The 25,727-nt window shown below is 72.8% G+C and carries 21 protein-coding genes, 1 tRNA gene and 2 pseudogenes; 16 read left to right on the top strand and 8 right to left on the bottom strand.

The genetic code is table 11. The annotated features are described in order from the left end of the window. The first annotated feature begins 187 nt into the window (after positions 1-187). From CYQ11_RS29425 to CYQ11_RS29125, 5 genes are all read left to right on the top strand, one after another. On the top strand, positions 188-325 hold the full coding sequence (locus CYQ11_RS29425; protein ID WP_169748831.1) for a hypothetical protein: 138 nt from the start codon (positions 188-190) through the stop codon (positions 323-325). A 14-nt stretch (positions 326-339) separates the two neighbouring features. Then, on the top strand, positions 340-1,527 hold the full coding sequence (locus CYQ11_RS06035; protein WP_099202104.1) for a cupin domain-containing protein: 1,188 nt from the start codon (positions 340-342) through the stop codon (positions 1,525-1,527). Beyond that, positions 1,524-2,627, top strand: coding sequence for an aldo/keto reductase (locus CYQ11_RS06030; protein WP_341533602.1), 1,104 nt, complete (start codon positions 1,524-1,526; stop codon positions 2,625-2,627). The genes CYQ11_RS06035 and CYQ11_RS06030 overlap by 4 nt, the downstream gene beginning before the upstream one ends. 211 nt (positions 2,628-2,838) lie before the next feature. After that, positions 2,839-3,264, top strand: a complete 426-nt coding sequence (locus tag CYQ11_RS30195) for a hypothetical protein (protein ID WP_240003658.1) — start codon at positions 2,839-2,841, stop codon at positions 3,262-3,264. Between the two features lie 187 nt (positions 3,265-3,451). Continuing rightward, positions 3,452-3,991 (top strand): hypothetical protein, encoded by a 540-nt coding sequence (locus tag CYQ11_RS29125; RefSeq protein ID WP_146104648.1) that lies wholly within the window; start codon positions 3,452-3,454, stop codon positions 3,989-3,991. Between the two features lie 88 nt (positions 3,992-4,079). Here the strand turns inward: CYQ11_RS29125 and CYQ11_RS06010 are convergent. Beyond that, positions 4,080-4,167 (bottom strand) — tRNA-Leu (locus tag CYQ11_RS06010). A 256-nt stretch (positions 4,168-4,423) separates the two neighbouring features. On the opposite strand from CYQ11_RS06010, the gene CYQ11_RS06005 reads away from it, so the two are divergent. The 3 genes from CYQ11_RS06005 to CYQ11_RS05995 all read left to right on the top strand — a co-directional run bounded on the left by CYQ11_RS06005 (position 4,424) and on the right by CYQ11_RS05995 (position 7,158). After that, a complete protein-coding gene (locus CYQ11_RS06005) occupies positions 4,424-5,767 on the top strand; it encodes a M20/M25/M40 family metallo-hydrolase (RefSeq protein ID WP_099202108.1) in 1,344 nt (447 codons plus the stop codon). A gap of 153 nt (positions 5,768-5,920) precedes the next feature. After that, positions 5,921-6,154: a chaplin gene (locus tag CYQ11_RS06000; protein WP_099202109.1), complete on the top strand. Its 234-nt coding sequence runs from the start codon at positions 5,921-5,923 to the stop codon at positions 6,152-6,154. A 161-nt stretch (positions 6,155-6,315) separates the two neighbouring features. Next, complete coding sequence (locus CYQ11_RS05995; protein WP_099202110.1) at positions 6,316-7,158, top strand: chaplin family protein; 843 nt, start codon at positions 6,316-6,318, stop codon at positions 7,156-7,158. A gap of 87 nt (positions 7,159-7,245) precedes the next feature. On the opposite strand, the gene CYQ11_RS05990 is transcribed toward CYQ11_RS05995, so the two are convergent. Beyond that, positions 7,246-7,434: a DUF5703 family protein gene (locus CYQ11_RS05990; protein ID WP_099202111.1), complete on the bottom strand. Its 189-nt coding sequence runs from the start codon at positions 7,432-7,434 to the stop codon at positions 7,246-7,248. A 47-nt stretch (positions 7,435-7,481) separates the two neighbouring features. Here CYQ11_RS05990 and CYQ11_RS05985 point away from each other — a divergent pair, with 47 nt between their 5' ends. Beyond that, positions 7,482-8,261, top strand: a complete 780-nt coding sequence (locus tag CYQ11_RS05985; protein ID WP_099202112.1) for a hypothetical protein — start codon at positions 7,482-7,484, stop codon at positions 8,259-8,261. 34 nt (positions 8,262-8,295) lie between these two features. On the opposite strand, the gene CYQ11_RS05980 is transcribed toward CYQ11_RS05985, so the two are convergent. Beyond that, entirely contained in the window at positions 8,296-10,509 is a 2,214-nt protein-coding gene (locus CYQ11_RS05980) for a helix-hairpin-helix domain-containing protein (protein ID WP_240003659.1), read from the bottom strand. Next, positions 10,506-11,489: an aldo/keto reductase gene (locus CYQ11_RS05975; protein WP_099202113.1), complete on the bottom strand. Its 984-nt coding sequence runs from the start codon at positions 11,487-11,489 to the stop codon at positions 10,506-10,508. The genes CYQ11_RS05980 and CYQ11_RS05975 overlap by 4 nt, the downstream gene beginning before the upstream one ends. 135 nt (positions 11,490-11,624) lie before the next feature. Here CYQ11_RS05975 and CYQ11_RS05970 point away from each other — a divergent pair, with 135 nt between their 5' ends. Beyond that, positions 11,625-12,674: an LLM class F420-dependent oxidoreductase gene (locus CYQ11_RS05970; protein ID WP_099202114.1), complete on the top strand. Its 1,050-nt coding sequence runs from the start codon at positions 11,625-11,627 to the stop codon at positions 12,672-12,674. A 166-nt stretch (positions 12,675-12,840) separates the two neighbouring features. Further along, positions 12,841-13,067 (top strand): annotated as a pseudogene (locus tag CYQ11_RS05965) (ferritin-like domain-containing protein); the annotation flags it as partial. Between the two features lie 36 nt (positions 13,068-13,103). On the opposite strand, the gene corA reads toward CYQ11_RS05965, so the two are convergent. Next, positions 13,104-14,096, bottom strand: coding sequence for a magnesium/cobalt transporter CorA (corA, locus tag CYQ11_RS05960; protein WP_099202219.1), 993 nt, complete (start codon positions 14,094-14,096; stop codon positions 13,104-13,106). 64 nt (positions 14,097-14,160) lie between these two features. On the opposite strand from corA, the gene CYQ11_RS05955 reads away from it, so the two are divergent. The 5 genes and pseudogenes from CYQ11_RS05955 to CYQ11_RS05935 form a co-directional block, all read left to right on the top strand. After that, positions 14,161-14,859 (top strand): histidine phosphatase family protein, encoded by a 699-nt coding sequence (locus CYQ11_RS05955; RefSeq protein ID WP_099202115.1) that lies wholly within the window; start codon positions 14,161-14,163, stop codon positions 14,857-14,859. A 105-nt stretch (positions 14,860-14,964) separates the two neighbouring features. Continuing rightward, complete coding sequence (locus tag CYQ11_RS05950) at positions 14,965-15,555, top strand: DUF3090 domain-containing protein (protein WP_104650967.1); 591 nt, start codon at positions 14,965-14,967, stop codon at positions 15,553-15,555. Further along, positions 15,519-16,349, top strand: a complete 831-nt coding sequence (locus CYQ11_RS05945) for an SCO1664 family protein (protein WP_099202117.1) — start codon at positions 15,519-15,521, stop codon at positions 16,347-16,349. Before CYQ11_RS05950 ends, CYQ11_RS05945 begins: the two co-directional genes overlap by 37 nt. 138 nt (positions 16,350-16,487) lie before the next feature. Next, positions 16,488-17,717, top strand: a complete 1,230-nt coding sequence (gene mshC, locus CYQ11_RS05940; RefSeq protein WP_099202118.1) for a cysteine--1-D-myo-inosityl 2-amino-2-deoxy-alpha-D-glucopyranoside ligase — start codon at positions 16,488-16,490, stop codon at positions 17,715-17,717. 195 nt (positions 17,718-17,912) lie between these two features. After that, a pseudogene (locus tag CYQ11_RS05935) lies at positions 17,913-20,162 on the top strand (glycoside hydrolase family 31 protein); the annotation flags it as partial. A 64-nt stretch (positions 20,163-20,226) separates the two neighbouring features. On the opposite strand, the gene CYQ11_RS05930 reads toward CYQ11_RS05935, so the two are convergent. From CYQ11_RS05930 to metH, 3 genes are all read right to left on the bottom strand, one after another. Further along, a complete protein-coding gene (locus tag CYQ11_RS05930; RefSeq protein ID WP_099202120.1) occupies positions 20,227-21,801 on the bottom strand; it encodes a hypothetical protein in 1,575 nt (524 codons plus the stop codon). Between the two features lie 40 nt (positions 21,802-21,841). Next, a complete protein-coding gene (locus CYQ11_RS05925; RefSeq protein ID WP_099202121.1) occupies positions 21,842-22,030 on the bottom strand; it encodes a hypothetical protein in 189 nt (62 codons plus the stop codon). A 178-nt stretch (positions 22,031-22,208) separates the two neighbouring features. After that, positions 22,209-25,715 carry a methionine synthase gene (gene metH, locus CYQ11_RS05920; protein WP_099202122.1) on the bottom strand — a complete coding sequence of 1,169 codons (3,507 nt, stop codon included), beginning with the start codon at positions 25,713-25,715 and terminating at the stop codon, positions 22,209-22,211. Between the last annotated feature and the right edge of the window lie 12 nt (positions 25,716-25,727).

Here is a 25,727-nt window from a genome sequence, read left to right as displayed (position 1 = left end):
CTCAGGGCGGTGGGTGCTGCGCCACTTCGGCCGGTACACGGGGCCGCTCTTCCTGGCCATGATCCTCGGCGGCCTGGCCCTGTTCTTTGGAGTCCTTGCGATCCGGTAACCGCCGTGCTCGTCGCTGTCCCCTTTGCTTCCTGCCGGGTTCCCGGTGGGAGTTCCCGAGAAGAGAGAGGTAAGTCCGATGGTGGAAGAGAACACCACTTCGGTTGCCCCCGAGGGGGGTGGCCTGCTCGTCGCGAAGCGGAAGATCGTGGCCGCGCGCACGCGTGCCGAGCAGGAGTCTGACGTCAGCAGTGGCCGTTCCGACGGCAACGACTGACGGGAGCGCCCACGGTGCTTGATGCAGCCTCGTGGGCGGGGCGTCTGGGCGGGGACAAGTTCCTCGCCCAGACGTACCACCGCTCCTACGCGCACTTCCCCGGAGTCGCCGACGCTGCGGGTCTGTTCTCCTGGGATGACCTGAACCGGATCATCGCCACGCAGCGGCTGGAGCCGCCCCGGCTGCGCCTGTCGGTCGACGGCGAGATGGTCCCTCTGCACCGCTACGCGATCCCGACCACGAACCGTCGCGCGGTCACCTGGTCCCGCATCCAGCCGTCCGAATTCCACGCCCAGCTCAGGGACGGGGCGTCGCTGGTCCTCGATGCGGTGGAGAAGATCCACCCCGCCGTGGGGGCGGCTGCGGAGGGGCTGGAACGCTTCCTCGGGACTTCCGTGCAGGCCAACGTGTACGCCTCGTGGACCGAGCGGGAGGGCTTCGGCCGGCACTGGGACGACCACGATGTCGTGGTGGTGCAACTGCACGGCTCGAAGCGGTGGCGCTTGTGGGGGGTGACCCGTGAGGCGCCCACCTTCCGGGACGTGGAGTCGCCGGAGGAGCCGGAGGGTGACCCGCTGGCGGACTTCGTTCTGGCCCCGGGTGACGTGCTCTACCTGCCGCGCGGCTGGTGGCACTCGGTCACGGCTGACCAGGGGTCGGAATCCCTTCACCTCACGTTCGGCATGGTCCCGCACACGGGCGCTGATCTGATGCTGTGGGTCGTCGATCAGCTCCGGGCATCCCTCGCGCTGCGCAGGGACATTCCGCGCTTCGGGTCGCTGGCGGAACAGTCGGACTTCATCGACTCCGTACGCCGTGAGGTGGCCGACATGATGGCGGACCCGCGCCTCGTGGAACGGTGGGCGGAGTCGATCGACACGACGGACATGGGCCATGTGATTCCGTCCCTGCCGTACGTGGACGGGCTCCCGGCACAGGGAGAGATCACGGTCAAGCTCACCGCTCCGAGGGGTCGCCTGACGGCGAACCGCGAACAGGGCACGGTCACCTTCTCGGCGGCCGGTACCGCGTGGGACTTCGCCGAGTCCGCCGCGCCCGCGCTGGGCACACTGCTGACCAACCAGCCGACCACGTTGGGCGAGATGGCCGACTCCGCCGGACTGGACGTCAAGGAGGTGGCCGAACTGGTCTCCGTCCTCATCGACGGCCACGCCGTCGCAGTAGTGGGGACGGCGCTGTGACCGCCGCTCTCTCCCTGGGGACATACCGCGTGCGTGCCGTCAGTCAGGCGGCATGCACCGCCCTGGCTGCCGGTAGCCCCTGGGTGGACACGGCACCCAACTACGCCCACGGTCGGGCGCATGAGGAACTGCACCCGGTTCTCCGGGAGTACCCAACCGTGCGGGTAGCCACGAAGACCGGGTTCTTCACGGAGGAACAGGGCCGCAGCGCCCTGTCTGAGGGCGTGCTCACCGGAGAAGGGGCGGCCGGTAGGCACCGCCTTGAACGGGGCTTCGTCCGTTGGCAGACGGAGCGCTCGTTGGCCGTGCTCGGGCGCGTGGACCTGGTGTTCGTACACAACCCCGAGCACCACGGGCACGGCCTTGACCGTGCTTCTCTGCACGAGCGTGTGCGGGAAGCCTTCACGGCACTGGAGGAGTTCGCCCAGGCGGGCAGGATCGGCGGGTACGGCGTCGCCACCTGGTCTGGCCTGGCCTCCAGAGTATTCAGCGTGCCCGAGTTGCTCGTGCTCGCCCGGCAGGCGGCGGGTTCCGCCGAGCACCACTTCACGGGCTTGCAGGTACCCGTCAGCCTGATCATGGATGCTTCGATCACACAGGCCCTGAACGGCGGCGGACCGCTGGTGCAGGCGAAGGATGCGGGGCTGATCACGTTCGGCTCCGCGCCCCTGCACGGCGGCGAACTCCTCGACGCCATGACACCCGAACTGGTGAACCTCATCCGCCCCGGCCTGTCGGCCGCAGCCGCTGCCCTGCTGGCCGCTGGCTCGTGCCCTGGCCTCGATGTCGTCCTCACCTCCGCGAGCACCCGCGAGCACTGGGACGATGTGGCAAAGGCTCTGGCTGCGCCGCTGACGGCCGAGGAACTCAGGAAGGTAACGGATGAACTCGCCGGTGAACGAGGAGGTACAGGCCCTGATGGAGGCCGCCCACGACCGGGCGGCCAAGGCACTGGGGCTCACGTGTACGGGGCCGAAGGCGTGGGGCTTCCTCGGTGTCACCCTCGGACGCCGAGCGGGGGACCAGTGGCTACGGGTGAGCCGGGCGGCGAAAAGGAACGCGGGCAGGAAGCGGGGAGAGGGCATCGTCGGTGCCTCTGAGCTGGTGCCTGAGGGTGTCCCGCGCCCCCGCCTGCACGGGGTGCACGACTGGACTGACGGCGAGTGGGCTTTCGAGGCGGAAGTCCTGGACCACCTCACGCAACCCGTGGTGTCCCCGGACCGAGCCGACATCGACCACGACCCGGGGTTGCCTGACGAGTGGTGGGCAGACCTTCGCCAAGCTCTTGCCCTGCTCGCTGAAGCGGAAGGTGTGAAGACGACCGTTCGGGACGGGTGGATCGAACGGGCCTTCCCCCAGTTCCTTGGTGTCCCGGCCCCCGCCAAGGTGGAGCGGGTGACCGGTCACGGTGACCTGCACTGGGGCAACCTCACCGCTGCACCCCTGTGCCTGCTGGACTGGGAGCGGTGGGGCTTGGTGCCCTTCGGCTATGACGCCGGACTCCTCCACGCCAGTAGCCTGCTCGTGCCGGACGTTGCTGCCCGCATCCGCAGGGAGTTCGCGCCGATCCTCGACACCTCGGCCGGCCGAATCGGGGAACTCGCGGCCCTGGCCGAGATGCTGCAAGCCGTAGCCCGTGGCTGGTACCCCGACCTTGCACCCCGGCTTGTCACCCGCGCGGAAGCCATCACCGGTGTTCGCCCGCCCGTCCCGGTGTACTCCGAGGTGAGCGCCTGACTGCGCCCCTGTACGCCTGTCTCAGGCGCTCTCACCGATATGCCGGTACAAGGGTGGCCCGGGAGATCCCCAGGGCCTTGGCGATAGCGGTGACGCTCTCTCCTGAGGGTGCTGCGCGCCCGACTTCCCTTCGCCGCTGCACGTGGAAGTGGTGATGGGGCAGGGTGAGGCATCGGACGGTTGAGTCGTGCCCGATCAGGGCCAGCGCCTTGGCTCGGCCGACCGCGTTCGTGACGCTCTGCCTGGACGGGATGCCCCCGTCATCACCGGCGAGGATTCCGGCCAGCTCGCCCATGCGGAACTCGGCGTGACCTATCTGGTTCGCCCTCCACAGGGCGGCGAAGTAGACGCGGGGATCACGAGACGGGGCCGTCTCTGGCGGACATCTGGAAGCCGTGCGGCAACCGGGCCTTGTGTCGCCCGTGACGGCTTCAAGCTGTACCGGGGCGAGGCGGGCGGGCCGCAGGACCCCGAGAAGGTGTCGGCACGCTGGAGGACGGCACGCAACCGTCTGCACCTGCCGGAGAACTTCCGACTGCACGACTGGCGGGCGTCGAAGATCACGAACGATCTGGACGCCCACGAGAACCCGGCAGGGGTCTCGGCCGATGCCCGGCACCACTCGCCGGGCTACACCATGGCGCGCTACGGCAGGCGTCGCGCCGAAGGGGCGAAGAAGCTGGCCGCTTCCAGTGCTGCCCGTATCGGCCTGTCATCCCTGGTCTGACCAGGAAGTTCGCTCGGCCGTTGGTCACGTGGTCGGTCACGCCACTGCCCAGGAAACAGAAAAACCCCAGGTGAACTGGGGTCTCTGCTGGTGTCCGAGGGGGGACTTGAACCCCCACGCCCGATAAAGGGCACTAGCACCTCAAGCTAGCGCGTCTGCCATTCCGCCACCCGGACCAGGTGTCTGTCTCTGCGGGGTGTTCCCCGCGGCGACATGGAAAACAATACCAAACATCCGGAGGTGCTCGATCACGGGTGCGCCCCCGCAGCTCCCCCGGCCCCGGCGGCCCGCGGTGATCGTTGCGGACACGTGTCGGCGGCATTGCGGCCTTGGGCGCGGGGAAACCCGGAAGGCAGGATGGCGGTGGACCCCTGCCGGGCCCGTCCGGCGCCCGCGCGGCCGGCGCCCGGCAGCCAAGCACGAGGAGGCAGCGTGAGCGAGTCGAAGCCGGCCGGCACCGGCACCCCCGGGTACGCCGGGAACGCCGATCAGGAGGTCGTCGACCTCTGCCGCGACCTGATCCGCATCGACACCAGCAACTACGGCGACCACTCCGGGCCGGGTGAGCGCGTCGCCGCCGAGTACGTGGCCGAGAAGCTCGCCGAGGTCGGGCTCGAACCCCGGATCATCGAGTCCCACAAGGGCCGGGCCTCGACCGTGGCCCGGATCGAGGGCGCCGACCCGTCCCGGCCGGCTCTGCTGATCCACGGCCACACCGACGTGGTCCCGGCCAACGCCGCCGACTGGACCCACCACCCCTTCTCCGGCGAGATCGCCGACGGGTGCGTGTGGGGGCGCGGCGCGGTCGACATGAAGGACATGGACGCGATGACGCTTGCCGTGGTCCGCGACCGGCTGCGCTCGGGCCGCAAGCCGCCGCGCGACATCGTGCTCGCGTTCCTCGCGGACGAGGAGGCCGGGGGCACCTACGGCGCCCGGTACCTCGTCGACAAGCACCCGGACCTCTTCGAGGGCGTCACCGAGGCGATCGGCGAGGTCGGCGGCTTCTCCTTCACCGTGAACGAGAACCTGCGGCTCTACCTCGTCGAGACCGCCGAGAAGGGCATGCACTGGATGCGGCTCACGGTGGACGGCACGGCCGGCCACGGCTCGATGACCAACAAGGACAACGCCATCACCGAGCTGTGCGAGGCGGTCGCCCGGCTGGGCCGGCACGAGTTCCCGGTCCGGGTCACCAAGACCGTGCGGTCCTTCCTCGACGAACTCTCCGACGCGCTCGGCACCCCGCTGGACCCCGAGGACATGGAGGCGACGCTCGTCAAGCTCGGCGGCATCGCCAAGATGATCGGCACCACGCTGCGCAACACCGCCGCCCCCACGATGCTGGGCGCAGGGTACAAGGTCAACGTGATCCCCGGGCAGGCCGTCGCGCACGTGGACGGCCGCTTCCTGCCGGGGTACGAGGAGGAGTTCCTCGCCGACCTCGACCGGATCCTCGGGCCCCGGGTCAAGCGCGAGGACGTCCACGCGGACAAGGCGCTGGAGACGAGCTTCGACGGCAGGCTCGTCGAGGCGATGCAGTCGTCGCTGCGGGCCGAGGACCCCATCGCCCGGGCCGTGCCGTACATGCTCTCCGGCGGCACCGACGCCAAGTCCTTCGACGACCTCGGCATCCGCTGCTTCGGCTTCGCCCCCCTCCAGCTGCCCCCCGAGCTGGACTTCGCCGGCATGTTCCACGGGGTCGACGAGCGCGTGCCCGTGGAGGGGCTGAAATTCGGGGCGCGGGTGCTCGACCGCTTCCTCGACCAGTGCTGAGGTCGGTTCCGAACCTCTGCCCCGCTGCGCGTTATTGGTGATTTGTTAGCCGGAAAGAGTGAACGCCCCGTGAGGCGCGTAGCCCAATTACCTCCTTGTCGTTACAGGTGTGCGGTCCGCGGCTGGGACCGCATTGCCAACAAGGAGGAATCCATGCTCAAGAAGGTCGTCGCCGCTGCGGCAGCCACCAGTGGTCTCGTTCTCGCGGGTGCCGGTATGGCCGCCGCCAGCGGGGGTGCTCAGGCAGCTGCTGTGAACAGCCCCGGCGTCGCTTCGGGCAACGTCGTGCAGGTTCCGGTCTCCGTGCCGGTCAACCTGTGCGGCAACACGATCAACGTCGTCGGGCTGCTGAACCCCGCCGCTGGCAACACCTGCGTCAACAAGTGACGTTGTGTCTCGTTCCGTGAGGGATTGAGACAGGACGGCTCCGGAGTGCACGCCATGCGCTCCGGGGCCGTCGGGCTTTCGCCCGGCTTTACGCGTACGGACGGCTTGTCAGTTCGTCCGCACGCATTCCGCATGGCAAAAAGCAGGAGGGGCAAGACGAAATGCGACAGGTCACCAAGAAGGGCCTGATCACCGTAGCGGCGGCGAGTGGGGTACTCGCCGTGACCGGCGGCTACGCACAGGCCGACTCGGGTGCCATGGGCGCTGCGGCGCACTCGCCGGGCGTGGGTTCCGGCAACACGGTCCAGGTTCCGGTCCACGTGCCGGTGAACGCCTGCGGCAACACCGTGAACGTGGTCGGGCTGCTGAACCCCGCGTCGGGCAACCGGTGCTTCAACGGCGGGCACGGCGGCGGTGTCCACGCCGGTGGTGCCCACGGCGGCGGTGTCCACGGCGGCGGGCTGGCGAACGGCAAGGCCGAGAACTCGCCCGGCGTGGCGTCCGGCAACACCGTGCAGGCGCCCATCAGCGTGCCGGTCAACGCGTGCGGCAACAGCGTCAACGTCGTCGGCATCGGCAACACCGCCACCGGTAACGAGTGCGTCAACGGTGGCGGTCACACGGGCGGCCACCAGAGCGGGCACGAGCACAAGCCCCCGCACGGCCACGAGCCCGGCCACCCCGGGGGCCACGACCACGGCGGGCGGCACAACCCGCCCGCCGAGCAGAAGCCCGGCCACAAGCCGCCGGCCCACCACGGCGGGCAGCCGGCCGGTCACCCCGGCGCCCCGGGCGGCCACCAGGCCAAGCCCGCCACCGCGGTGAAGGACGCCCACCGTGCCCCCGAGGTGCTCGCCGAGCACCGTCCGGCCACGGTGGCCGAGAAGGCCTCGGAGCTGGCGCACACGGGCGCCGGCCAGCTGGGTGCGGCCGGTGCCGCCAGCGCGGGCCTGCTGCTCGGCGGCGCGCTGCTCTACCGCCGCGCGCGGGGTGCCCAGGGCTGACGCCCGGCTCCGCTCAGGCGAAGCGGCCCGACAGGGCACGGAGCGGGTCCCGCAGCCGCGGGGCCCGCTCCGTCCGTGTTCACTCCGTCACCATGTGGCACGGATCTGTCGGATGATCCGGCGCCGCAGCCGCACCCTGCGGCTGCCGTCGGGGTACAGGCGTAGTCGGTCCAACTCCCAGAGTCCGTACTCGGCGTGGTCGGTCAGCAGGCGTGTGGTGGCCTTCCGGGAGACACCCCGGGGCACATACACATCACAGAATTCGTATTCCGGCATCGCATCTATTGTGCGGGAACGGCCCCGGTGCGGATAGCGTCTGCACTATGTCTGATGCTGCGCAGCCAACCGCTGCCGAGGTACGGGCCGCCGCCGAGGCGGTCAAAACCGCTCTGGACCGCCACCTCGAGGCCGTCGAACGCCGTTCGGGGGAGGACGACCCGGCCGTCTACGCCGCGTTCAACGAGCTGGCCGCGACAGCCGAGGCGTACGACGAACTGCTGTACGACGCCTATGACGAGGTCACCCCCTTCGAGATCCCCGGGGACGACACGCTGCCCGCGTACGCCGGCCCCGAGGAGCCCAGCGCGCTGAGCGTGCTGATCCGCAGGGACTACGCCGTCGTCGAGCCGCAGCGGCTGCTCGCCCAGGCCCAGCGCGTCGCCGACCTCGACCCGGACGCCGACACGGACACGGTCCCCGGCACGTCCGGGGGCGCGTTGGGGCTCGTCGGCAGCAGCGTCCACGCCGCCCTGGGCGTGCTCTTCGGGGAGTACGAGCCCGACGAGATCGCCTCCCGGCACAAGGAGTTCGGCCTGGAGGAGGGCGACTCCACGCTGTGGGTGGCGGCGGCCGACGAGCCGGCCGAGCCGGGGGAGTGGCTCTCGGCCCCCTTCGACCAGGCCGACCCGCAACGGGTGGTGTGCCGCTTCGACGTCAGCGCCGTCTTCGACGAGGAGCTCGACCTGGACGACGAGGCTCTGGACGACGAGAGCCTCGAAGACGAGAGCCTCGAAGACGAGGGCCTGGAGGACGACGGCCCCGCCGACGGACCGGACGCCGCCGGGGACGACGCCGGCCCCCCGGGGCGCGGACGGGGCCGCTGACCGGGCCCCCGCCCGCTCCCGCGCCGGCCGCGGATCACCCCTCAGGAGTGCTCCGCGGCCGCAGCAGCGCCCGCAGCCGGGTGGTCCGGTCCTTCGCCGGCACCTCGGCGACGGCGCGGGGCAGCGCCTGGTCCACGCCGTGCACGACCGACAGGTGGCGCTCGGCCCGGCTGAACGCCGTGTAGACCCACGCCCGCGTCAGGGAGGCGGCCGCGTCGCCCGGCAGCACGACCACCGCCGCCGGCCAGCGCGTCCCGGCCGCCTGGTGCGCGGTGACGGCCCAGCCGTGGCGCACGTCCTCACCGACCCGGCCCGGCGGTACGACCACGGGCGTGCCCGCGCAGTCCAGGCGCAGCCCCTCCGCGTCCGCGGAGACCACGGTGCCCGGGACCATCCGGCCGGGGGCCGGCACGTACGCCACGCGGTCGCCCGGGTCGAAGCCGCCGAACCGGCCGGGGCCGGGGTTGAGCCGCTCCTTGAGCGCGGCGTTGAGCGCCCGGGTGCCGACGGGGCCGCCGTGGCCCGGGGTGATCACCTGGGTCTGGGCGGCGGGCACGCCGAGGGCGCGCGGCACGGAGTCGGCGACCAGCTGCACCGTGCGGTGCACGGCCTCGCCCGGATCCCGCACGGGGACGATGACGACCTCCTTGCCGGGGGCGTCCACCTGGTTCAGCTCGCCGATCCCGACGCCCGAGACCAGCTCGCCGAGGGGGCCCGCGTCGGGGGTGCGGGAGACGACGGCCGGGCAGGCGCGGGCCGCCACCACGTCCGCGAACACCCGGCCCGGTCCCGCCGACCACAGCACGGCGGGGTCGCCGCTGAGCACCAGCCGGGTGCCGTCGGCGAGCGACTCCACCAGCAGGGCGGCCGTCTCCACGTCCAGCTGCGGCGCGTCCAGGACGGCCAGCACGTCGAGCGCGAGGGTGCCGTCCTCCTCGCGCCCGGGCCCCTGACGGCCGGACAGCAGGCCGGACACGGTCACCGCGTCCTCGACGCCCAGCTCGGCGAGGCGGCGCCGGCCGTCCTCGGTGTGCGCGGCGGCGCAGGCCCGCAGGCCCAGCCCGGCCGCCGCCCCGACCAGCGCGGCCGGCTCGGCGCGCGCGGCCTCGCCGCCGCTGTGGGTCACCAGGCCGGCGGCCGCGACGGCCCGGACCAGCTCGGCGGCGGAGGGGGAGGGGGCGGCCTCCGCGGCCGCCGTCCAGTCGGCCTCGGGCAGTGGGGCGGCCAGCAGCCGGGCGAGACCGTCGGCGAGGCTCTCCTCGGCCATCGCGTAGCGGTCCAGGCCGAACAGCAGCGACACCGGCTCCTCGGTCTCGTCGCCCTCCTGGAACACCAGGGCCGCGCCCTCGGCGATGGCGCCGCGCAGCGCCTCGTCGGGGTCGGGCACGTCGCGCCGGCCCAGCTCGGTGCTGAGGGCCGCGGCGTCCAGGACGGTGTGGCCGGCCAGCGCGGCGCGCTCCAGCAGCCACACGACCAGGGCCCGGGCCCGCCGCTCGTCGCCGGGGCCGCACTCCGGGCCCAGCAGCGCCCGCGCGAAGCCGTCGGCCTGCTCGGGCCGGACGCCGGGCACGCCCAGCAGCAGCCAGGGATCCTCACGGAGGGCCTCCGCGGCGTGCTCGCCGAGGGCCTCGGCGGCCCGGGGCGCCAGCTGCTCCGGCGCCCCTCCCGCGGCGAGCACCTCGACGAGCGCGGCGCTCGGCGCGACGACGGGGGCGGCACCGCGCACGGGCGGTGCCGGGGGAGCCGGCCGCGCGGGCCGGGCCGGCCGTGCGGGCCTGGCCGCCGGCTTGGGCTCGGTGAAGAACTCCGCTGCGGACCGCTCACCGCTCTCCACCGCCCGCACGGCGGCGGCCAGCGCCTCGGCGACGGCGGACCGGGGCTTGCCGCTCCCGGCCGCCTCGGGCGCGTCCGCGGAGGCGTCGTCCGGAGTGGTGTCGTCCGGGGTGGCGGGCGCGGGGGTCGCGGGAGGTCCGGACGGGGCGCCGGCGTCAGCGGCCGCCGCCGGCTCCGTGCCCTGTGGCCCGTCGCCGGCCGCGTCCCCGGCCTCCGCCGCCGGTGACGGCTTCTCCTCGCCGCCCGTCCGGGCCCGCGCGGCGGCGGCACCGGCGCCGCCGTCCTCGTCCCCGGCCGGCTCCGCGGCGGGCTCGCCGGCCTGCGGCGCGGGCGTGGCCGGCTTCGTCTCGGTGACCTCGTCCGCCGGGGCGGGGGCGGCGGCCTCGCCGGCGAGGTGACCGCGGTGGTTGGTCACAGCGTGCTCCAGTCCTGGTCCGGGTAGCGGTGCACCGGCGCCGACACGTCGTCGAGCGCCTGGCAGATCTCGTCCGGAAGCGTAAGGGCCTCCACTGACAACGCGGCCCGCAGCTGCTGCGCGGTGCGCGCGCCCACGATCGGGGCGGTGACGCCGGGGCGGTCGCGCACCCACGCCAGGGACACGTGGAGCGGGGTCGTCGCGAGGCCGTCGGCCGCCGTGGTGACCGCGTCGACCACCCGGGTGGCCGTGTCGTCGAGGTAGGGGGCGACGAAGGGCGCCAGGTGCTCCGAGGCGCCCCGCGAGTCGGCGGGTGTGCCGTGGCGGTACTTGCCGGTGAGGACGCCCCTGCCGAGCGGCGAGGAGGCGAGGACGCCGATGCCCAGGTCGAGCGCGGCCGGCAGCACCTCGCGCTCGATGCCGCGCTGCAGCAGGGAGTACTCCATCTGCGTGCCGGCCAGCCGCGTCCGGGCGCCCGGCGCGGCCAGCTGCCAGGTCGCCGCCTTGGCGAGCTGCCAGCCGCAGAAGCCGCAGACCCCGGCGTAGCGGGCCCGGCCGCTGCCGACGGCGATGTCGACGGCCTGCAGCGTCTCCTCCAGCGGCGTGCCGGGGTCGAAGGCGTGTATCTGCCACACGTCGACGTAGTCCGTACCCAGCCGGTCCAGGGAGTCGTCGAGGGCGGCGAGGAGGTGGCGGCGGGAGCAGTCGGTGCGGCGGCCGGGCGGAAGGACGCCGCCGGCCTTGGTCGCGACGATCAGGTCCCGGCGCGGGACCAGGTCCGCGAGCAGCCGTCCGAGGAGGTGTTCGGCGGCCCCGTCCGCGTAGACGTCGGCGGTGTCGACGAGCGTCCCGCCCGCTTCCCAGAAGGCCTTGAGCTGCTCGGCCGCGTCGTGCTCCCCGGTGTCCCGGCCCCAGGTGAGCGTGCCGAGGCCGAGGCGGGACACCCGCAGGCCGGTGCGGCCGAGATGCCTTTGTTCCATGAGCGCTGAGGGTACTGGCCGCGCCCGGCGGGCCGCCGGGCCGCCGCGGGCCCCGCGACCGGCCGGTGACGTATGCCGGGTGCACGCGCTAGAGTCCCCGGCAACGACGACGTTACTGATCAGTAAGGGGTTGGCATGCGGCTCGGAATCAATCTCGGCTACTGGGGTGCCGGGATGGACGCGGACAATCTCGAGGTCGCCCGGGAGGCGGACCGGCTGGGCTACTCGGTGTGCTGGGCCGCCGAGGCGTACGGCTCCGACGCCCCGACCGTGCTGGCGTGGGTCGCCGCCCAGACCGAGCGGATCGACGTCGGCTCGGCGATCCTCCAGATCCCCGCCCGTACGCCCACGATGACGGCGATGACCGCCGCCACCCTGGACTCCCTCTCCGGCGGCCGCTTCCGCCTGGGCCTCGGCGTCTCCGGCCCGCAGGTCTCCGAGGGCTGGTACGGCGTGAAGTTCGACAAGCCGCTCGCCCGCACCCGCGAGTACGTCGAGGTCATCCGCAAGGCCATGTCCCGCGAGCGGGTGGCGCACGACGGGCAGCACTGGACGCTGCCGCTGCCCGGCGGCCCGGGCAAGCCCCTCAAGCTCACCGTGCACCCGGTGCGCGAGCACATCCCGCTGTACATCGCCGCGATCGGCCCCAAGAACCTGGAGCAGACCGGCGAGATCGCCGACGGCGCCCTCGTCGTCTTCTTCGCCCCCGAGCACGCCGAGGAGACCACCCTGGGCGCCCTGCGCGCCGGGCGCGCCAAGGCCGGCAAGGACCTCGAAGGCTTCGACCTCGTCCCGACGGTGCCCCTGGCCGTGGGCGACGACGTCGACGCGCTGGCCGACCTCTTCCGCCCGTACACCGCCCTGTACGTGGGCGGCATGGGCAGCGCCAAGCAGAACTTCTACAACAAGCTCGCCCAGCGCATGGGCTACGAGAAGGCCGCCGCCGAGATCCAGGAGAAGTACCTCTCCGGCGACAAGGCCGGCGCGGCCGCGGCCGTGCCCCGCGAGCTGATCGACTCCACCGCTCTGCTCGGCCCCGTGGAGCGCATCGCCGACCGCATGCGGGCCTACGCCGACGCCGGGGTCACCACCCTCTCGCTGGCCCCCGCCGGCTTCACCCTGGACGAGCGGATCGCCGGCCTGCGCACCGCCGTGACCGCGCTGGAGCGCGCCGGACTCGCCTGATCTCCGGAAGAAGTCCGCGGCCGTGGTGGGGGCTCGGGGGTCGGTCTTCCCCGCCACGGCCGACACCGAGCACAACGCCCGCGCGGCCCGCTGGTTACGCGCCGGGGCGGCCCGGAATTCACCCGCGCCGTCAGCCGTTCGGCGCAGCGCCGCGAGCGCTCCGATCGCCCTGGCGGAGATCGCCGTCCACCGGACGTCAGCCTCGCCGTCGTGGGGCACAGGGGCCGCGTCCTGCGCTGGCCGGGCGCCAAGTCCGCGGCGCCCGCGGCCGGCATCCGGGCCGTGTACGCGTACGAGCGGCCCGGCGGCCGGCGGCGGATGGTCACGCTGCGGACGCCGCCGCGCCGCGACGCGCTGGGCGGCCCCCCGGCCACGGCCCGCGGGTTCGCCTGAGGCCCGCGGCCGGCCCGGACGCGGGCCGGGGCCGGCTCACAGCCAGCCGCGGCGCTTGAACATCCGGTACAGCCACACGACCAGCCCCGCCATCAGCACCACCACCACCGGGTACCCCCACGGCTGGCGCAGCTCCGGCATGTGCGCGAAGTTCATCCCGTACACGCCGGCGATCATCGTCGGGACGGCCGCCATGGCCGCCCAGGCCGAGATCTTGCGCATGTCGTCGTTCTGCTGGACGCCCATCTGCGCCAGATGGGCGGAGAGGATGTCCGACAGCAGCCGGTCCAGGCCCTCGACCGACTCGTTGGCCCGGGTCAGGTGGTCGCTGACGTCACGGAAGAAGGGCCGCGACTTCTCGTCGACGAACGGCAGCTGCGTGCCCGCCAGCCGCGCCATCGGCTCGGTGAGCGGCAGCGTCGCCCGGCGGAACTCCACGACCTGGCGCTTGAAGGAGTAGATCCGCGACGCGGTGTGCCGCACGTCCTCACCCAGCGGCGCGAACACCTCGGCCTCCAGCTCGTCCAGGTCCGCGTGCAGCAGGACCGCGACCTCCGTGTAGTGGTCCACGACCGCGTCGCTCACGGCGTACAGCACCGCCGTCGGCCCGTGCCGCAGTATCTCCGGATCCCGCTCCAGCCGTTTGCGCACCTCCGCCAGCGGGCTGCCCTCGCCGTGCCGGACGCTCACCACGAAGCAGTTCCCGACGAAGAGCATCAGCTCCTCCGTGGCGACGACGTCCCGCACGTCGTCGTAGACCACCGGCTTGAGCACCATGAACAGCGAGTCGTCGTAGACCTCCAGCTTCGGCCGCTGGTGCGCGTTGAGCGCGTCCTCCACCGCCAGTGGGTGCAGGCCGAACTCGTTCGTGACGAGGTCGAACTCCTCCTCCGTGGGTTCGTACAGCCCGATCCACACGAAGGACTCCCCCTCGGCGCGCGCCGCCTCCAGCGCGTGCGCGAGCTCGGAGGGGCCCTCGGTGCGATGCCCGTGCCGGTAGATGGCGCAGTCCACGATCATGCAAGGGATTCTTCCGCTCAAGTGTCCGGAGTACACCCGCCGGGCGCCGGACGGTGGTCGTAGGCTGGCGGCCATGCCCACCCTGATCCTGGTCCGGCACGGCCGGTCCACCGCCAACACCCGCGGCGTGCTCGCCGGGTGGACCCCGGGGGTGGCCCTGGACGAGCGCGGTGCCGCGCAGGCGGCCGCCCTCCCCGGCCGGCTGGCCGGACTCCCGCTGGCCGCCGCCGTCACCAGCCCCCTCCAGCGCTGCCGCGAGACCCTCGCCCCGCTGCTGGCCGCCAGGCCCCGGCTGCCCCTGCACACCGACGAGCGCATCGGCGAGTGCCGCTACGGCGACTGGTCCGGCCGCAAGCTCGCCGAGCTGGCCGGCGAACCGCTGTGGGAGACCGTCCAGCGGCACCCCTCCGCGGCCGCCTTCCCCGGCGGCGAGTCCGTCCGCGCCATGCAGACGCGGGCCGTGGACGCCGTGCGGGAGTGGAACGCGCGCGTCGAGGCCGAGCACGGCGAGGACGCCCTCTACCTGATGTGCTCGCACGGCGACGTCGTCAAGGCCGTCGTCGCGGACGCCCTCGGCCTCCACCTCGACCACTTCCAGCGGATCACCGCCGACCCCTGCTCGGTCACCGCCGTCCGCTACACCCGCCTGCGCCCGTACGTGCTGCGCCTCGGCGACACCGGCGACCTGGCCGGCCTCGCCCCCCACGAGGAGCCCTCCGGCAGCGGCGACAAGGGGGACGCGGCCGTCGGAGGCGGTGCGGGGGCACCGTGATCGTCGCGCGCAGTAGGGTGGTGACGCGGGACCGCCCGGGCCCTCCCCGGTGATCCCGCGCCCGGAAACGACACGCCGACCAACCGAACCCCATGGAGCAGGACGTTGTCCCGTCAGGTGTTCCTCTATGACCCGCCGGACCGCTTCGTCGCCGGTACGGTCGGGCTGCCGGGCCGCCGCACCTTCTTCCTCCAGGCCAGCGCGGCCGGCCGCGTCACCAGCGTGGCCCTGGAGAAGGCCCAGGTGGAGGCGCTCGCCGAACGCATCGACGAACTGCTGGACGAAGTCGTCCGGCGCACCGGCGGCAACGCCCCCGTGCCCGCCGTGGCCCCGCTGGAGCTGTCCGACAGCGCGCCGCTGGACACCCCCGTCGAGGAGGAGTTCCGGGTCGGCACGATGGCCCTGGCCTGGGACGGCGACGGCCAGCGCATGGTCGTGGAGGCCCAGGCGCTCGTCGAGCTCCAGGCGGACACCGACGAGGACCTCGCGGAGGCCGAGGAGCGGCTGCTCCAGGACGAGCTGAACGGCCCGCCGATGCTCCGCGTGCGCATCACCGGCACCATGGCGCGGGCCTTCGCCAAGCGGGCCCTGGAGGTCGTCAACGCCGGCCGGCCCCCGTGCCCGCTGTGCAGTCTGCCGCTCGACCCGGAGGGACACGTATGCCCGCGTCAGAACGGATACCGTCGCGGAGCGTGAGCCCGCACGAACTGCTCGCCCGCGGTGAGCTGACGGTGCGTGGGCGGGTCCGCGAGGCGTCCAACGCGGTCCTGTACTGCACGGTCGAGTACGAGGGCGTCAGCGCCGCCTGCGTCTACAAGCCCGTCGCCGGCGAGCGGCCGCTGTGGGACTTCCCCGACGGCACGCTGGCGCAGCGCGAGGTGGCCGCGTACGAGCTGTCCGAGGCCATGGGCTGGGGGCTGATCCCGCCCACGGTGCTGCGCGACGGCCCGTACGGCGAGGGCATGTGCCAGCTGTGGATCGAGCCACCCGCCGAGGACGCGGCCCAGGAGCGGCTGCTGGCGCTGGTCGACGGCCGGGAGCCGGGGCCGGGCTGGAAGGCCGTCGGCTTCGCCGAGGTCGACGACGACCGCACCGCGCTGCTCGTCCACGCCGACGACGAGCGGCTGCGCCGGCTGGCCGTGCTGGACGCGGTGATCAACAACGGCGACCGCAAGGGCGGCCACCTGCTGCCCGCCCCCGACGGCCGGCTCTACGCCATCGACCACGGTGTGACCTTCAACTCCGACGACAAGCTCCGCACGCTGCTGTGGGGCTGGGCGGGGGAGCCGCTGACCGAGGAGGCGATGGAGGCCCTCCGACGACTTTCGGCCGATCTGGCCGAGGGGCGGCCCCTGGCGGACCGGCTGGCGGAACTCATCACCGCGGACGAGATCGAGGCCCTGCGGGGCCGGGTGGCCGGTCTGCTGCGCACGGGACGCCACCGGGAGCCGAGCGGACAGTGGCCGGCGATCCCCTGGCCGCCGGTCTGACCGGCGCCGCCACGCCCGTTCCGGAAGGCCGCGGGCCGTATGGGGAGCACACCCCCCGGCCTCGGCGCAAGAACGCACATTCGGCCAACAGCCGGATCCGGTTCGTATCCGGAACATGCGTCCGGTTACGCTCAGGACATGCATGCCTGGCCCGCTTCTGAGGTTCCCGCCCTGCCCGGCAGTGGCCGCGACCTCCGGATCCACGACACCGCGACCGGTGAGCGAGTGACCCTCGCCCCCGGCCCCGTCGCCCGCATCTACGTCTGCGGCATCACTCCGTACGACGCCACCCACATGGGACACGCGGCGACCTACAACGCGTTCGACCTCGTTCAGCGCGTGTGGCTCGACACCAAGCGGCAGGTTCACTACGTCCAGAACGTCACCGACGTGGACGACCCGCTCCTGGAGCGGGCCGTCGCCAACGGCGACGACTGGACCGAGCTCGCCGAGCGCGAGACCGCCCTCTTCCGCGAGGACATGACCGCGCTGCGCCTGCTCCCGCCGCGCCACTACATCGGTGCCGTGGAGTCGATACCGAAGATCGTGCCGCTGGTGGAGCGGCTGCGCGAGGCCGGTGCCGCCTACGAGCTCGAAGGCGACACCTACTTCTCCGTCGAGTCCGACGCCCACTTCGGCCAGGTCTCCCACTACGACGCCGAGGTCATGCGCCGGCTCTCCGCCGAGCGCGGCGGCGACCCGGAGCGGCCCGGCAAGAAGAACCCCCTCGACCCCATGCTGTGGATGGCCGCCCGCCCGGGGGAGCCCAGCTGGGACGGCGCCTCGCTCGGCCCCGGCCGCCCCGGCTGGCACATCGAGTGCGTCGCCATCGCCCTCGAGCACCTCGGCATGGGCTTCGACGTCCAGGGCGGCGGCTCGGACCTGATCTTCCCGCACCACGAGATGGGCGCCTCCCACGCGCAGGCGCTCACCGGCGAGCACCCCTTCGCCCAGGCGTACGTCCACGCCGGCATGGTCGCCCTCCACGGCGAGAAGATGTCGAAGTCCAAGGGCAACCTGGTCTTCGTCTCCGCGCTGCGCCGCGACGGCGTGGACCCGGCCGCCATCCGCCTCGCGCTGCTGGCCCACCACTACCGCGCCGACTGGGAGTGGACCGACGCGGTCCTCACCGAGGCCGTGGAGCGCCTGGACTGCTGGCGCGCGGCCGTCTCCCGCCCCGACGGGCCGTCCGCCGACGCCCTGCTGGCGGAGATCCGCGAGGCTCTCGCCGACGACCTCGACGCCCCGGCCGCGCTGGCCGCCGTCGACCGCTGGGCAGCCGCCCAGGCCGCCTCGGGCGGCAGTGACGAGGGTGCGCCGGGCCTGGTGTCCCGTGCGGTGGACGCCCTGCTGGGCGTGGCGCTGTGACGCGCTGACGCCTCTTCTCGACGTCCTCGGGGCGTTCCTCCCGCAAGTAGGGGGGAACGCCCCGCTCTCTTCGCGGCCCGACCCCCGTCGGCGGCCCGGGCACGGCACGCCGGCGGGAAGCGGGTGCCATAAGTCCACGCGCGCGGTGCGTCCGTCCATGGTCGTGTACACGTCGGGTGGACTATCCACGCCGTCATGACTACGCGAACGCGAACACGACGGCTGAGAGCGGTGATCGCAGCCGTCCTCCTGGGCGTGCTGACGGCCACGGCCGGCCCGGTGGGCGGCGCACGGGCGTCCACCGCCGAGGAGACCGTGGGCGACGTCACCGGCTTCTCCACGGCCGGCCCCGTCTTCCACCTGCGGGCCGGCCAGGCCGAGGCGCGCGTCAGCTTCGTGACCCCCGAGACGTTCCGCCTGGAGCTGGCGCCGGACGGCCACTTCACCGACCCCACCGGCAAGGACATCGTGCTGCGCCAGGGCCCGCCCCCGGCCACCCGCTGGAAGGACAAGGGCGACCGCTACGAGCTGAGCACCGCCGCCGTCACCCTGCGCGCGTACAAGAGCCCCCTGCGCTTCGCCCTGCACCGGGCCGACGGCAGCCGGATATGGGCCGAGACGAAGGGCCTGACCTGGGCCGCGGACAAGACGACCCAGACGCTGGCGCGCGGCGCGGACGAGCAGTTCTACGGCGCCGGCATGCAGAACGGGCGCGGCAACACCTCGCACCGCGGCAAGACCGTCGAGGTCGGCGTCGACTACAACTGGGACGACGGCGGCCACCCCAACTCCGTGCCCTTCTACCTGTCGTCGGCCGGGTACGGCGTCTACCGCAACACCTACGCCCCCGGGACGTACTCCTTCGGCGACCCCGTCACGGCGACCGAGCGGGAGCGGCGGTTCGACGCCTACTACTTCGCGGGGGACTCCGCGAAGGACGTCATCGGGAAGTACACCCGGCTGACCGGCCGCCCCTTCCTGCCGCCCGTCTACGGCCTGGAGATCGGCGACTCGGACTGCTACCTGCACAACAAGAACCGCGGCGAACGCCACACCCTGGACGCCCTGAAGGTCGCCGACGGCTACGTCGCCCACGACCTGCCGCTCGGCTGGATGCTCGTCAACGACGGCTACGGCTGCGGCTACGAGAACCTGGGCGAGACGAACAAGGGCCTCGCCGGCCGCGGAATGAAGATGGGCCTGTGGACCGAGGACGGCCTGACGAAGCTCGCCGACCAGGTGAAGGCCGGCCAGCGGGTCGCCAAACTCGACGTCGCCTGGGTCGGCGACGGCTACAAGTTCGCTCTCGACGGCTGCAAGGACGCCTACAAGGGCATCGAGGACAACAGCGACGCCCGCGGCTTCACCTGGGCCCCCGAAAGCTGGTCCGGCGCCCAGCGCTGCGGCGTCCAGTGGTCCGGCGACCAGAAGGGCTCCTGGGAGTACATCCGCTGGCAGATCCCCACCTACGCCGGCGCCACCATGTCGGGCCTGGCCTACACGACGGGCGACGTCGACGGCATCTTCGGCGGCAGCCCCCGGACGTACGTACGTGACCTGCAATGGAAGACGTTCCTGCCCGCCGTCATGACGATGGACGGCTGGGCGCCCAGCGACAAGCAGCCCTTCCGCTACGGCGAGCCCTACACCTCGATCAACCGCAAGTACCTGAAGCTCAAGGAATCGCTGCTGCCCTACATGTACTCCTACGCGGCCGAGGCGACCCGGACCGGTGTGGGCCCCGTACGGCCCCTCGCCCTCGAGTACCCGCACGACCCCAAGGCGGCCTCCGACGCGGCCAAGTACGAGTTCCTCTCCGGCGAGTACTTCCTCGTGGCACCCGTCTACGAGGACTCCGGCGTCCGCGACGGCATCTACCTGCCCGAGGGCACCTGGACCGACTACTGGACCGGCCGCACGTACCAGGGCCCGACGACCGTCGACGGCTACCGCGCCCCGCTGGACACGCTGCCGCTCTTCGTGAAGGCCGGCGCGAACATCCCGATGTGGCCGGGCATCCGCTCGCACGAGGACCGCACCGCCGACTCGCCCCTGGCCTGGGACGTCTACCCCCGGGGCACCTCCTCCTTCACCCTCTACGAGGACGACGGCGTGACCCGCGCCCACCGCACCGGCGCCTACGCCCAGCAGCGCCTCACGGTGCGCGCACCCGAGACGGGCAAGGGCGACGTCACCCTGGAACTGGGCGCCTCCCTCGGTGACTTCCGCGGCAAGCAGACGGCACGGCCCTACCACTTCACCGTGCACGCGGCCACCGCGCCGCAGGCCGTGACCCTGGAGGGGAGCGCCCTGCCCCGCCTGGAGTCGGAGGACGCCTTCGACCGGGCCGGGCAGGGCTGGTGGTACGACCGGGACGACCGCGGCGGCGCCGTGAAGGTCAAGACCGCGGCCCGGTCCACCGACCGCGCCTTCACCCTCGCCCTGCGGGCCGGATAGCCGGCCCCCGCACCCGCCGGCCGGCCAGGCCGGTGGGTGCCCGCACCACCCCCTACGCCAGGCCCCCCGCCACGGCCAGCTCGCGGCTGGACGCCTCCACCATCTGCCGCACCATCTCGTCCGGCGGGACCCGGGCGGCCGGACACAGCGAGTTGAGGCTGTACCCGTCGGGCGCGAGCCGCAGCAGCGTGTCGGCGATGAGGCGCCGGGTCTCGGCGAACGCCGCGCCCTCGTCCTGGGCGGAGGGCTGCGCCGGAACGCACCCCAGAACGTCGAGCTGCTCCTGGGCGCCCAGACCGGTCAGCACCGCCCGGGTGGAGTCGACCTCCGCCTCGCGCAGGGCCGCCAGCCGCTGCACCAGCGCCCCGGCGGGCGGGACTTTCTCGATCCGCCGCGCCTCCGCGAGATAGCGGTCCAGGAGCAGGTGCAGCGAGGACCCCGGGGGAGGGGGCGCCGGATCGACGGCGCCCAGGACGGAACTCAGCCAGTCGACCATGCGCCGGCCCGCCGGTCCCAGCTCGGCCCAGCACACCGAACGCAGGCCCTCGCCCAGATAGTGGGCGCGCTCGAACGCCGTGCGGCTGGGCGTCATCGCGCACGGGGCGTCCGGCGGACCGTAGACGGCACGCAGCTCCGGGGCGCGCCGCTCGGCGAGCGTGGAGAAGAGCGCCACGTGGACGTACACGTGGAACGCAGCCACCGCCCGCTGGGCGTCCCACAGGTTCCCCGCCTCCAGGCCGGGGGAGTTCCACAGGGCCACCACCTTGCGCAGCTCGTCCAGCAGCCCGCCGGCCGTGCCGCCCCCGGTGCCCCGGGCGTCGCGGGCCAGCAGGGAATGGGCGTGGCGGAAGTCGTAGAGCTTCTGGTGCAGGCACTCGTGCAACAGGGCCTCGGCCACCCACCACGGGTTCCGGAACATCCTGCGGTTGAGGAAGACGGCCCCCGCGAGGCGGAACTGGGAGCTGGAGGACTTTCCCCGCCACGCGCCGACCCCGGGCGTGACGCCGACGACGTGGGCGTGGCCGAGGGCACTGCGGGAGGTCTCCGGGAGGATCTCGCCGAGGAGCCGGGTCGCCTTGCGCAGCATGACGACGTCACCGGCCGAGGGAGCGCACGGCGCACCCCCGTACTCATGCGCGACGACGTGCCGGAACGCCCGTGCGCACATGTCGTCGCGGGGGCCCTCGCCCCAGATCCAGGGGGTGCGGGAGGCGTCGCCCACGTGCCGGGCCTCGGGGGAGCCGTCGCGCAGGGGGCCGCTCGTGGCCCCCGCGGTGAGGCGGTGCGCGGTCTCGGCCAGCACCGCCTCGCACACCTCGAAGGCCAGCGCGGCCCGGCGGCCCGTCACGAAGCGGGTCAGCAGCTGCTGGAGGGCGTAGCGCACGAGGGGATCGCCGAGGACCCGGTAGCGGGCCGGCTCCCCGGCCCGTTCCAGGGCGGTCAGCAGGGGGCGGGCCACCGGGAGGAAGGCGGCCATCTTCTCCAGACGGAACGTGAAGGCCGCCTGGGTCTGCTCCCGCAGATAGCCGCTGTCCCCGAACGGCCGGCCCCGCGCCAGAACGGCGTCCATGCCGGAGGGGTCGGAGAGGAACGCGTCGTCCGCGCCGAGCCGCCTGTCCACCTCCACCGCCCCCCTTTTTTCCGTCCGCGTCCGTCGTGCCGCCGGGTCAGTCGGGAAGGAGGTGGTGGTGGCAGTGGTCGTCGTCCGCGGACGGCGGCTCCAGCAGGGCACCGATCGCGTCATGCCGGGACTGCAACTGCCGCACTTCCTCGTCGGACAGCTCGCGGTTGAAGGCGAGGAGGGGACGTGCCCCCACGGCCGCCTGCCGGTCCCCGGACGCTTCCCGACCGGCCATGGCGCACCCCGTCTCCCCGGTGCGAGCGGGACACCGCTCTCCCCGTCATCCACGGTAGGAGCGCGGATTTCGCCTGGTCAATGGCCCGGCGATAAGTCAGACAGTGCGCAAAGCGCCCGTAAGCGGACGGTCCCCGAAGACGGGACCGGCCGCTTACGGCAAGCGGACGCCGTTGGCGTTAACGGGCGTTGAAGTACTTCGCCTCGGGGTGGTGGATCACGATGGCGTCCGTCGACTGCTCCGGGTGCAGCTGGAACTCCTCCGACAGGTGCACCCCGATCCGCTCCGGCTCCAGCAGGTCCGCGATCTTCGCCCGGTCCTCCAGGTCCGGGCAGGCGCCGTAGCCCAGGGAGAAGCGCGCCCCCCGGTACTTCAGCGCGAACATGTCCTCCACGTCCGCGGGGTCCTCGCCCGCGAAACCGAGCTCGGCCCGCACCCGCGCGTGCCAGTACTCGGCGAGCGCCTCCGCCAGCTGCACCGACAGCCCGTGCAGCTCCAGGTAGTCGCGGTAGGAGTCGGACGCGAACAGCTCCGCCGTCGCCTCCCCGATCCGGGAGCCGACCGTGACGACCTGGAGGCCCACGACGTCCCGCTCGCCGGACTCCTCCGGGCGGAAGTAGTCCGCCAGGCACAGCCGCCGCCCGCGCCGCTGGCGCGGGAAGGTGAAGCGGGTCCGCTCGGTGCCGTCCTCATGCAGCAGGATCAGGTCGTCGCCCTTGCTCACGCACGGGAAGTAGCCGTAGACGACCGCCGCCTCCAGCAGGTTCTCCGTGTGGAGCTTCTCCAGCAGGCCGCGCAGCCGCGGCCGGCCCTCGCTCTCGACCAGCTCCTCGTACGTCGGACCGCCGGCGCGGGCCTGCTTCAGACCCCACTGGCCCTTGAAGAGCGCCCCCTCGTCCAGCCAGGACGCGTAGTCCTTGAGCGGGATGCCCTTGACCACCCGGGTGCCCCAGAACGGCGGCTCGGGGACGCGGTTGTCCACCGCCACGTCCGAGCGGACGGCGCCCTGCGGCTCGTCCACCTCCGGGACGGCCGTCTCCCGCTTGGGCACCCGCCGCTGCTTGAGCTCCGGCAGGCTCGCGCCCGGCACCCCGCGCTTGACCGCGATCAGCGCGTCCATCAGGCGCAGCCCCTCGAAGGCGTCGCGGGCGTAGCGCACCTCGCCCTCGTAGATCTCGTGCAGGTCCTGCTCGACGTACGCGCGCGTGAGCGCCGCGCCGCCCAGGATCACCGGATAGGTCGCCGCCAGCTTGCGCTGGTTCAGCTCCTCCAGGTTCTCCTTCATGATCACGGTGGACTTCACCAGCAGCCCGGACATCCCGATGACGTCCGCCCGGTGTTCCTCGGCCGCCTCCAGGATCGCCGACACCGGCTGCTTGATGCCCAGGTTGACGACGTTGTAGCCGTTGTTGGACAGGATGATGTCCACGAGGTTCTTGCCGATGTCGTGGACGTCGCCGCGCACGGTGGCGAGCACGATCGTGCCCTTGCCCTCCGCGTCGCTCTTCTCCATGTGCGGCTCCAGATGGGCCACCGCGCTCTTCATCACCTCGGCCGACTGCAGTACGAACGGCAGCTGCATCTGACCGGAGCCGAAGAGCTCGCCGACGACCTTCATGCCCTCCAGCAGGGTGTCGTTGACGATGTCGAGCGCCGGGCGGGTGGTCAGCGCCTCGTCGAGGTCGGCCTCCAGCCCGTTCTTCTCACCGTCGACGATGCGGCGCCGCAGCCGCTCCTCCAGCGGCAGGGCGGCCAGCTCCTCCGCCTTGCCCGCCTTCATGGACTTGGTGTCCACGCCCTCGAACAGCTCCAGGAAGCGCTGCAGCGGGTCGTAGCCCTCGCGCCGCCGGTCGTAGATCAGGTCGAGGGCGACCTCGCGCTGCTCCTCCTCCAGCCGGGCGATGGGCAGGATCTTGCTGGCGTGCACGATGGCCGAGTCGAGGCCCGCCTCCACGCACTCGTTGAGGAAGACGGAGTTCAGCACCATGCGGGCCGCAGGGTTGAGCCCGAAGGAGATGTTGGACAGGCCCAGCGTCGTCTGGACGTCCGGGTGGCGGCGCTTGAGCTCGCGGATCGCCTCGATGGTGGCGATGCCGTCGCGGCGGGACTCCTCCTGGCCCGTGGCGATGGTGAAGGTGAGGCAGTCGACGATGATGTCGCACTCCCGCACGCCCCAGTTGCCCGTGAGGTCGGCGATCAGCCGCTCCGCCACGGCCACCTTGTGCTCGGGGGTGCGGGCCTGGCCGTCCTCGTCGATCGTCAGCGCGATCAGCGCCGCGCCGTGCTCGACCGCCAGACGGGTGATCCGCGCGAACCGGGAGTCGGGGCCGTCGCCGTCCTCGTAGTTGACGGAGTTGATCACGGCCCGGCCGCCCAGCTTCTCCAGGCCCGCCTGGATGACCGCGGGCTCGGTGGAGTCCAGCACCAGCGGCAGCGTGGAGGCCGTCGCGAAGCGCCCGGCGATCTCCGCCATGTCCGCGACGCCGTCGCGGCCCACGTAGTCGACGCACAGGTCGAGCAGGTGCGCGCCCTCGCGGATCTGCTCGCGGGCCATCTCCACGCAGTCGTCCCAGCGCCCGTCCAGCATGGCCTCGCGGAACTTCTTCGAGCCGTTGGCGTTGGTCCGCTCGCCGATGGCCAGGTACGAGGTGTCCTGGCGGAAGGGCACGGTCTGGTAGAGCGAGGAGGCGCCCGGCTCGGGGCGCGGGCTGCGCCCGGCCGGGGCCAGGCCGCGCACCCGCTCGACGACCTGGCGCAGGTGCTCGGGGGTCGTGCCGCAGCAGCCGCCGACCAGCGACAGGCCGTACTCCCGGATGAACGTCTCGTGGGCGTCCGCCAGCTCGGCCGGCGACAGGGGGTAGTGGGCGCCGTCCTTGCCGAGGACCGGCAGACCGGCGTTGGGCATGGCGGAGACCCGGGTGCGGGCGTGCCGGGAGAGATAGCGCAGGTGTTCGCTCATCTCGGCCGGGCCGGTGGCGCAGTTCAGCCCGATCATGTCGATGCCGAGCGGCTCCAGGGCGGTGAGCGCGGCGCCGATCTCGGAGCCGAGGAGCATCGTGCCGGTGGTCTCGACGGTCACCTGGACCAGCAGGGGCAGGTCCACACCGGCCGCCTCCATGGCGCGCCGGGCGCCGACGACGGAGGCCTTGGTCTGGAGCAGGTCCTGGGTCGTCTCGATGAGGACGGCGTCGGCGCCGCCGGCGACCAGGCCCTCCACGTTCCGCTGGTAGGCGTCGCGCAGCACGGGGTAGGCGGCGTGGCCGAGGGTGGGGAGCTTGGTGCCGGGGCCGACGGACCCCAGCACCCAGCGGGTGCGGCCGTCGCCGGCGGTGAACTCGTCGGCGACCTCGCGGGCGACGCGGGCGCCGGCCTCCGAGAGCTCGAAGATGCGGTCGGAGATCTCGTACTCGCCGAGGGCGGCGAGGTTGGCGCCGAAGGTGTTGGTCTCCACGCAGTCCACGCCGACCGCGAAGTAGGCCTCGTGCACCGAGCGCACGATGTCGGGGCGGGTGACGTTCAGGATCTCGTTGCAGCCTTCGAGCTGCTGGAAGTCCTCAAGGCTGGGGTCCTGCGCCTGAAGCATCGTGCCCATCGCGCCGTCGGCCACCACCACTCGGGTGGCCAGGGCCTCGCGCAGCTGCGCGGAGCGGGCGGAGTGGACGGTCGATGGCGTGTGCGAGGCCATGGGTGTGCTCCC

The organism is Streptomyces cinnamoneus (assembly GCF_002939475.1).
Classification (GTDB): domain Bacteria; phylum Actinomycetota; class Actinomycetes; order Streptomycetales; family Streptomycetaceae; genus Streptomyces; species Streptomyces cinnamoneus_A.
This window is presented reverse-complemented; position numbering and strand designations above follow the sequence as displayed.

Coding starts and splice junctions, on each gene's coding strand:
- CYQ11_RS05990 (WP_099202111.1), bottom strand. CDS start 7,434: ATGCCGGAATACGAATTCTGTGATGTGTATGTGCCCCGGGGTGTCTCC.
- CYQ11_RS05970 (WP_099202114.1), top strand. CDS start 11,625: ATGCGGCTCGGAATCAATCTCGGCTACTGGGGTGCCGGGATGGACGCG.
- CYQ11_RS05945 (WP_099202117.1), top strand. CDS start 15,519: ATGCCCGCGTCAGAACGGATACCGTCGCGGAGCGTGAGCCCGCACGAA.
- CYQ11_RS05925 (WP_099202121.1), bottom strand. CDS start 22,030: ATGGCCGGTCGGGAAGCGTCCGGGGACCGGCAGGCGGCCGTGGGGGCA.
- CYQ11_RS05995 (WP_099202110.1), top strand. CDS start 6,316: ATGCGACAGGTCACCAAGAAGGGCCTGATCACCGTAGCGGCGGCGAGT.
- CYQ11_RS05975 (WP_099202113.1), bottom strand. CDS start 11,489: ATGGAACAAAGGCATCTCGGCCGCACCGGCCTGCGGGTGTCCCGCCTC.
- metH (WP_099202122.1), bottom strand. CDS start 25,715: ATGGCCTCGCACACGCCATCGACCGTCCACTCCGCCCGCTCCGCGCAG.
- mshC (WP_099202118.1), top strand. CDS start 16,488: ATGCATGCCTGGCCCGCTTCTGAGGTTCCCGCCCTGCCCGGCAGTGGC.
- CYQ11_RS05985 (WP_099202112.1), top strand. CDS start 7,482: ATGTCTGATGCTGCGCAGCCAACCGCTGCCGAGGTACGGGCCGCCGCC.
- CYQ11_RS29425 (WP_169748831.1), top strand. CDS start 188: ATGGTGGAAGAGAACACCACTTCGGTTGCCCCCGAGGGGGGTGGCCTG.
- CYQ11_RS06000 (WP_099202109.1), top strand. CDS start 5,921: ATGCTCAAGAAGGTCGTCGCCGCTGCGGCAGCCACCAGTGGTCTCGTT.
- CYQ11_RS05955 (WP_099202115.1), top strand. CDS start 14,161: ATGCCCACCCTGATCCTGGTCCGGCACGGCCGGTCCACCGCCAACACC.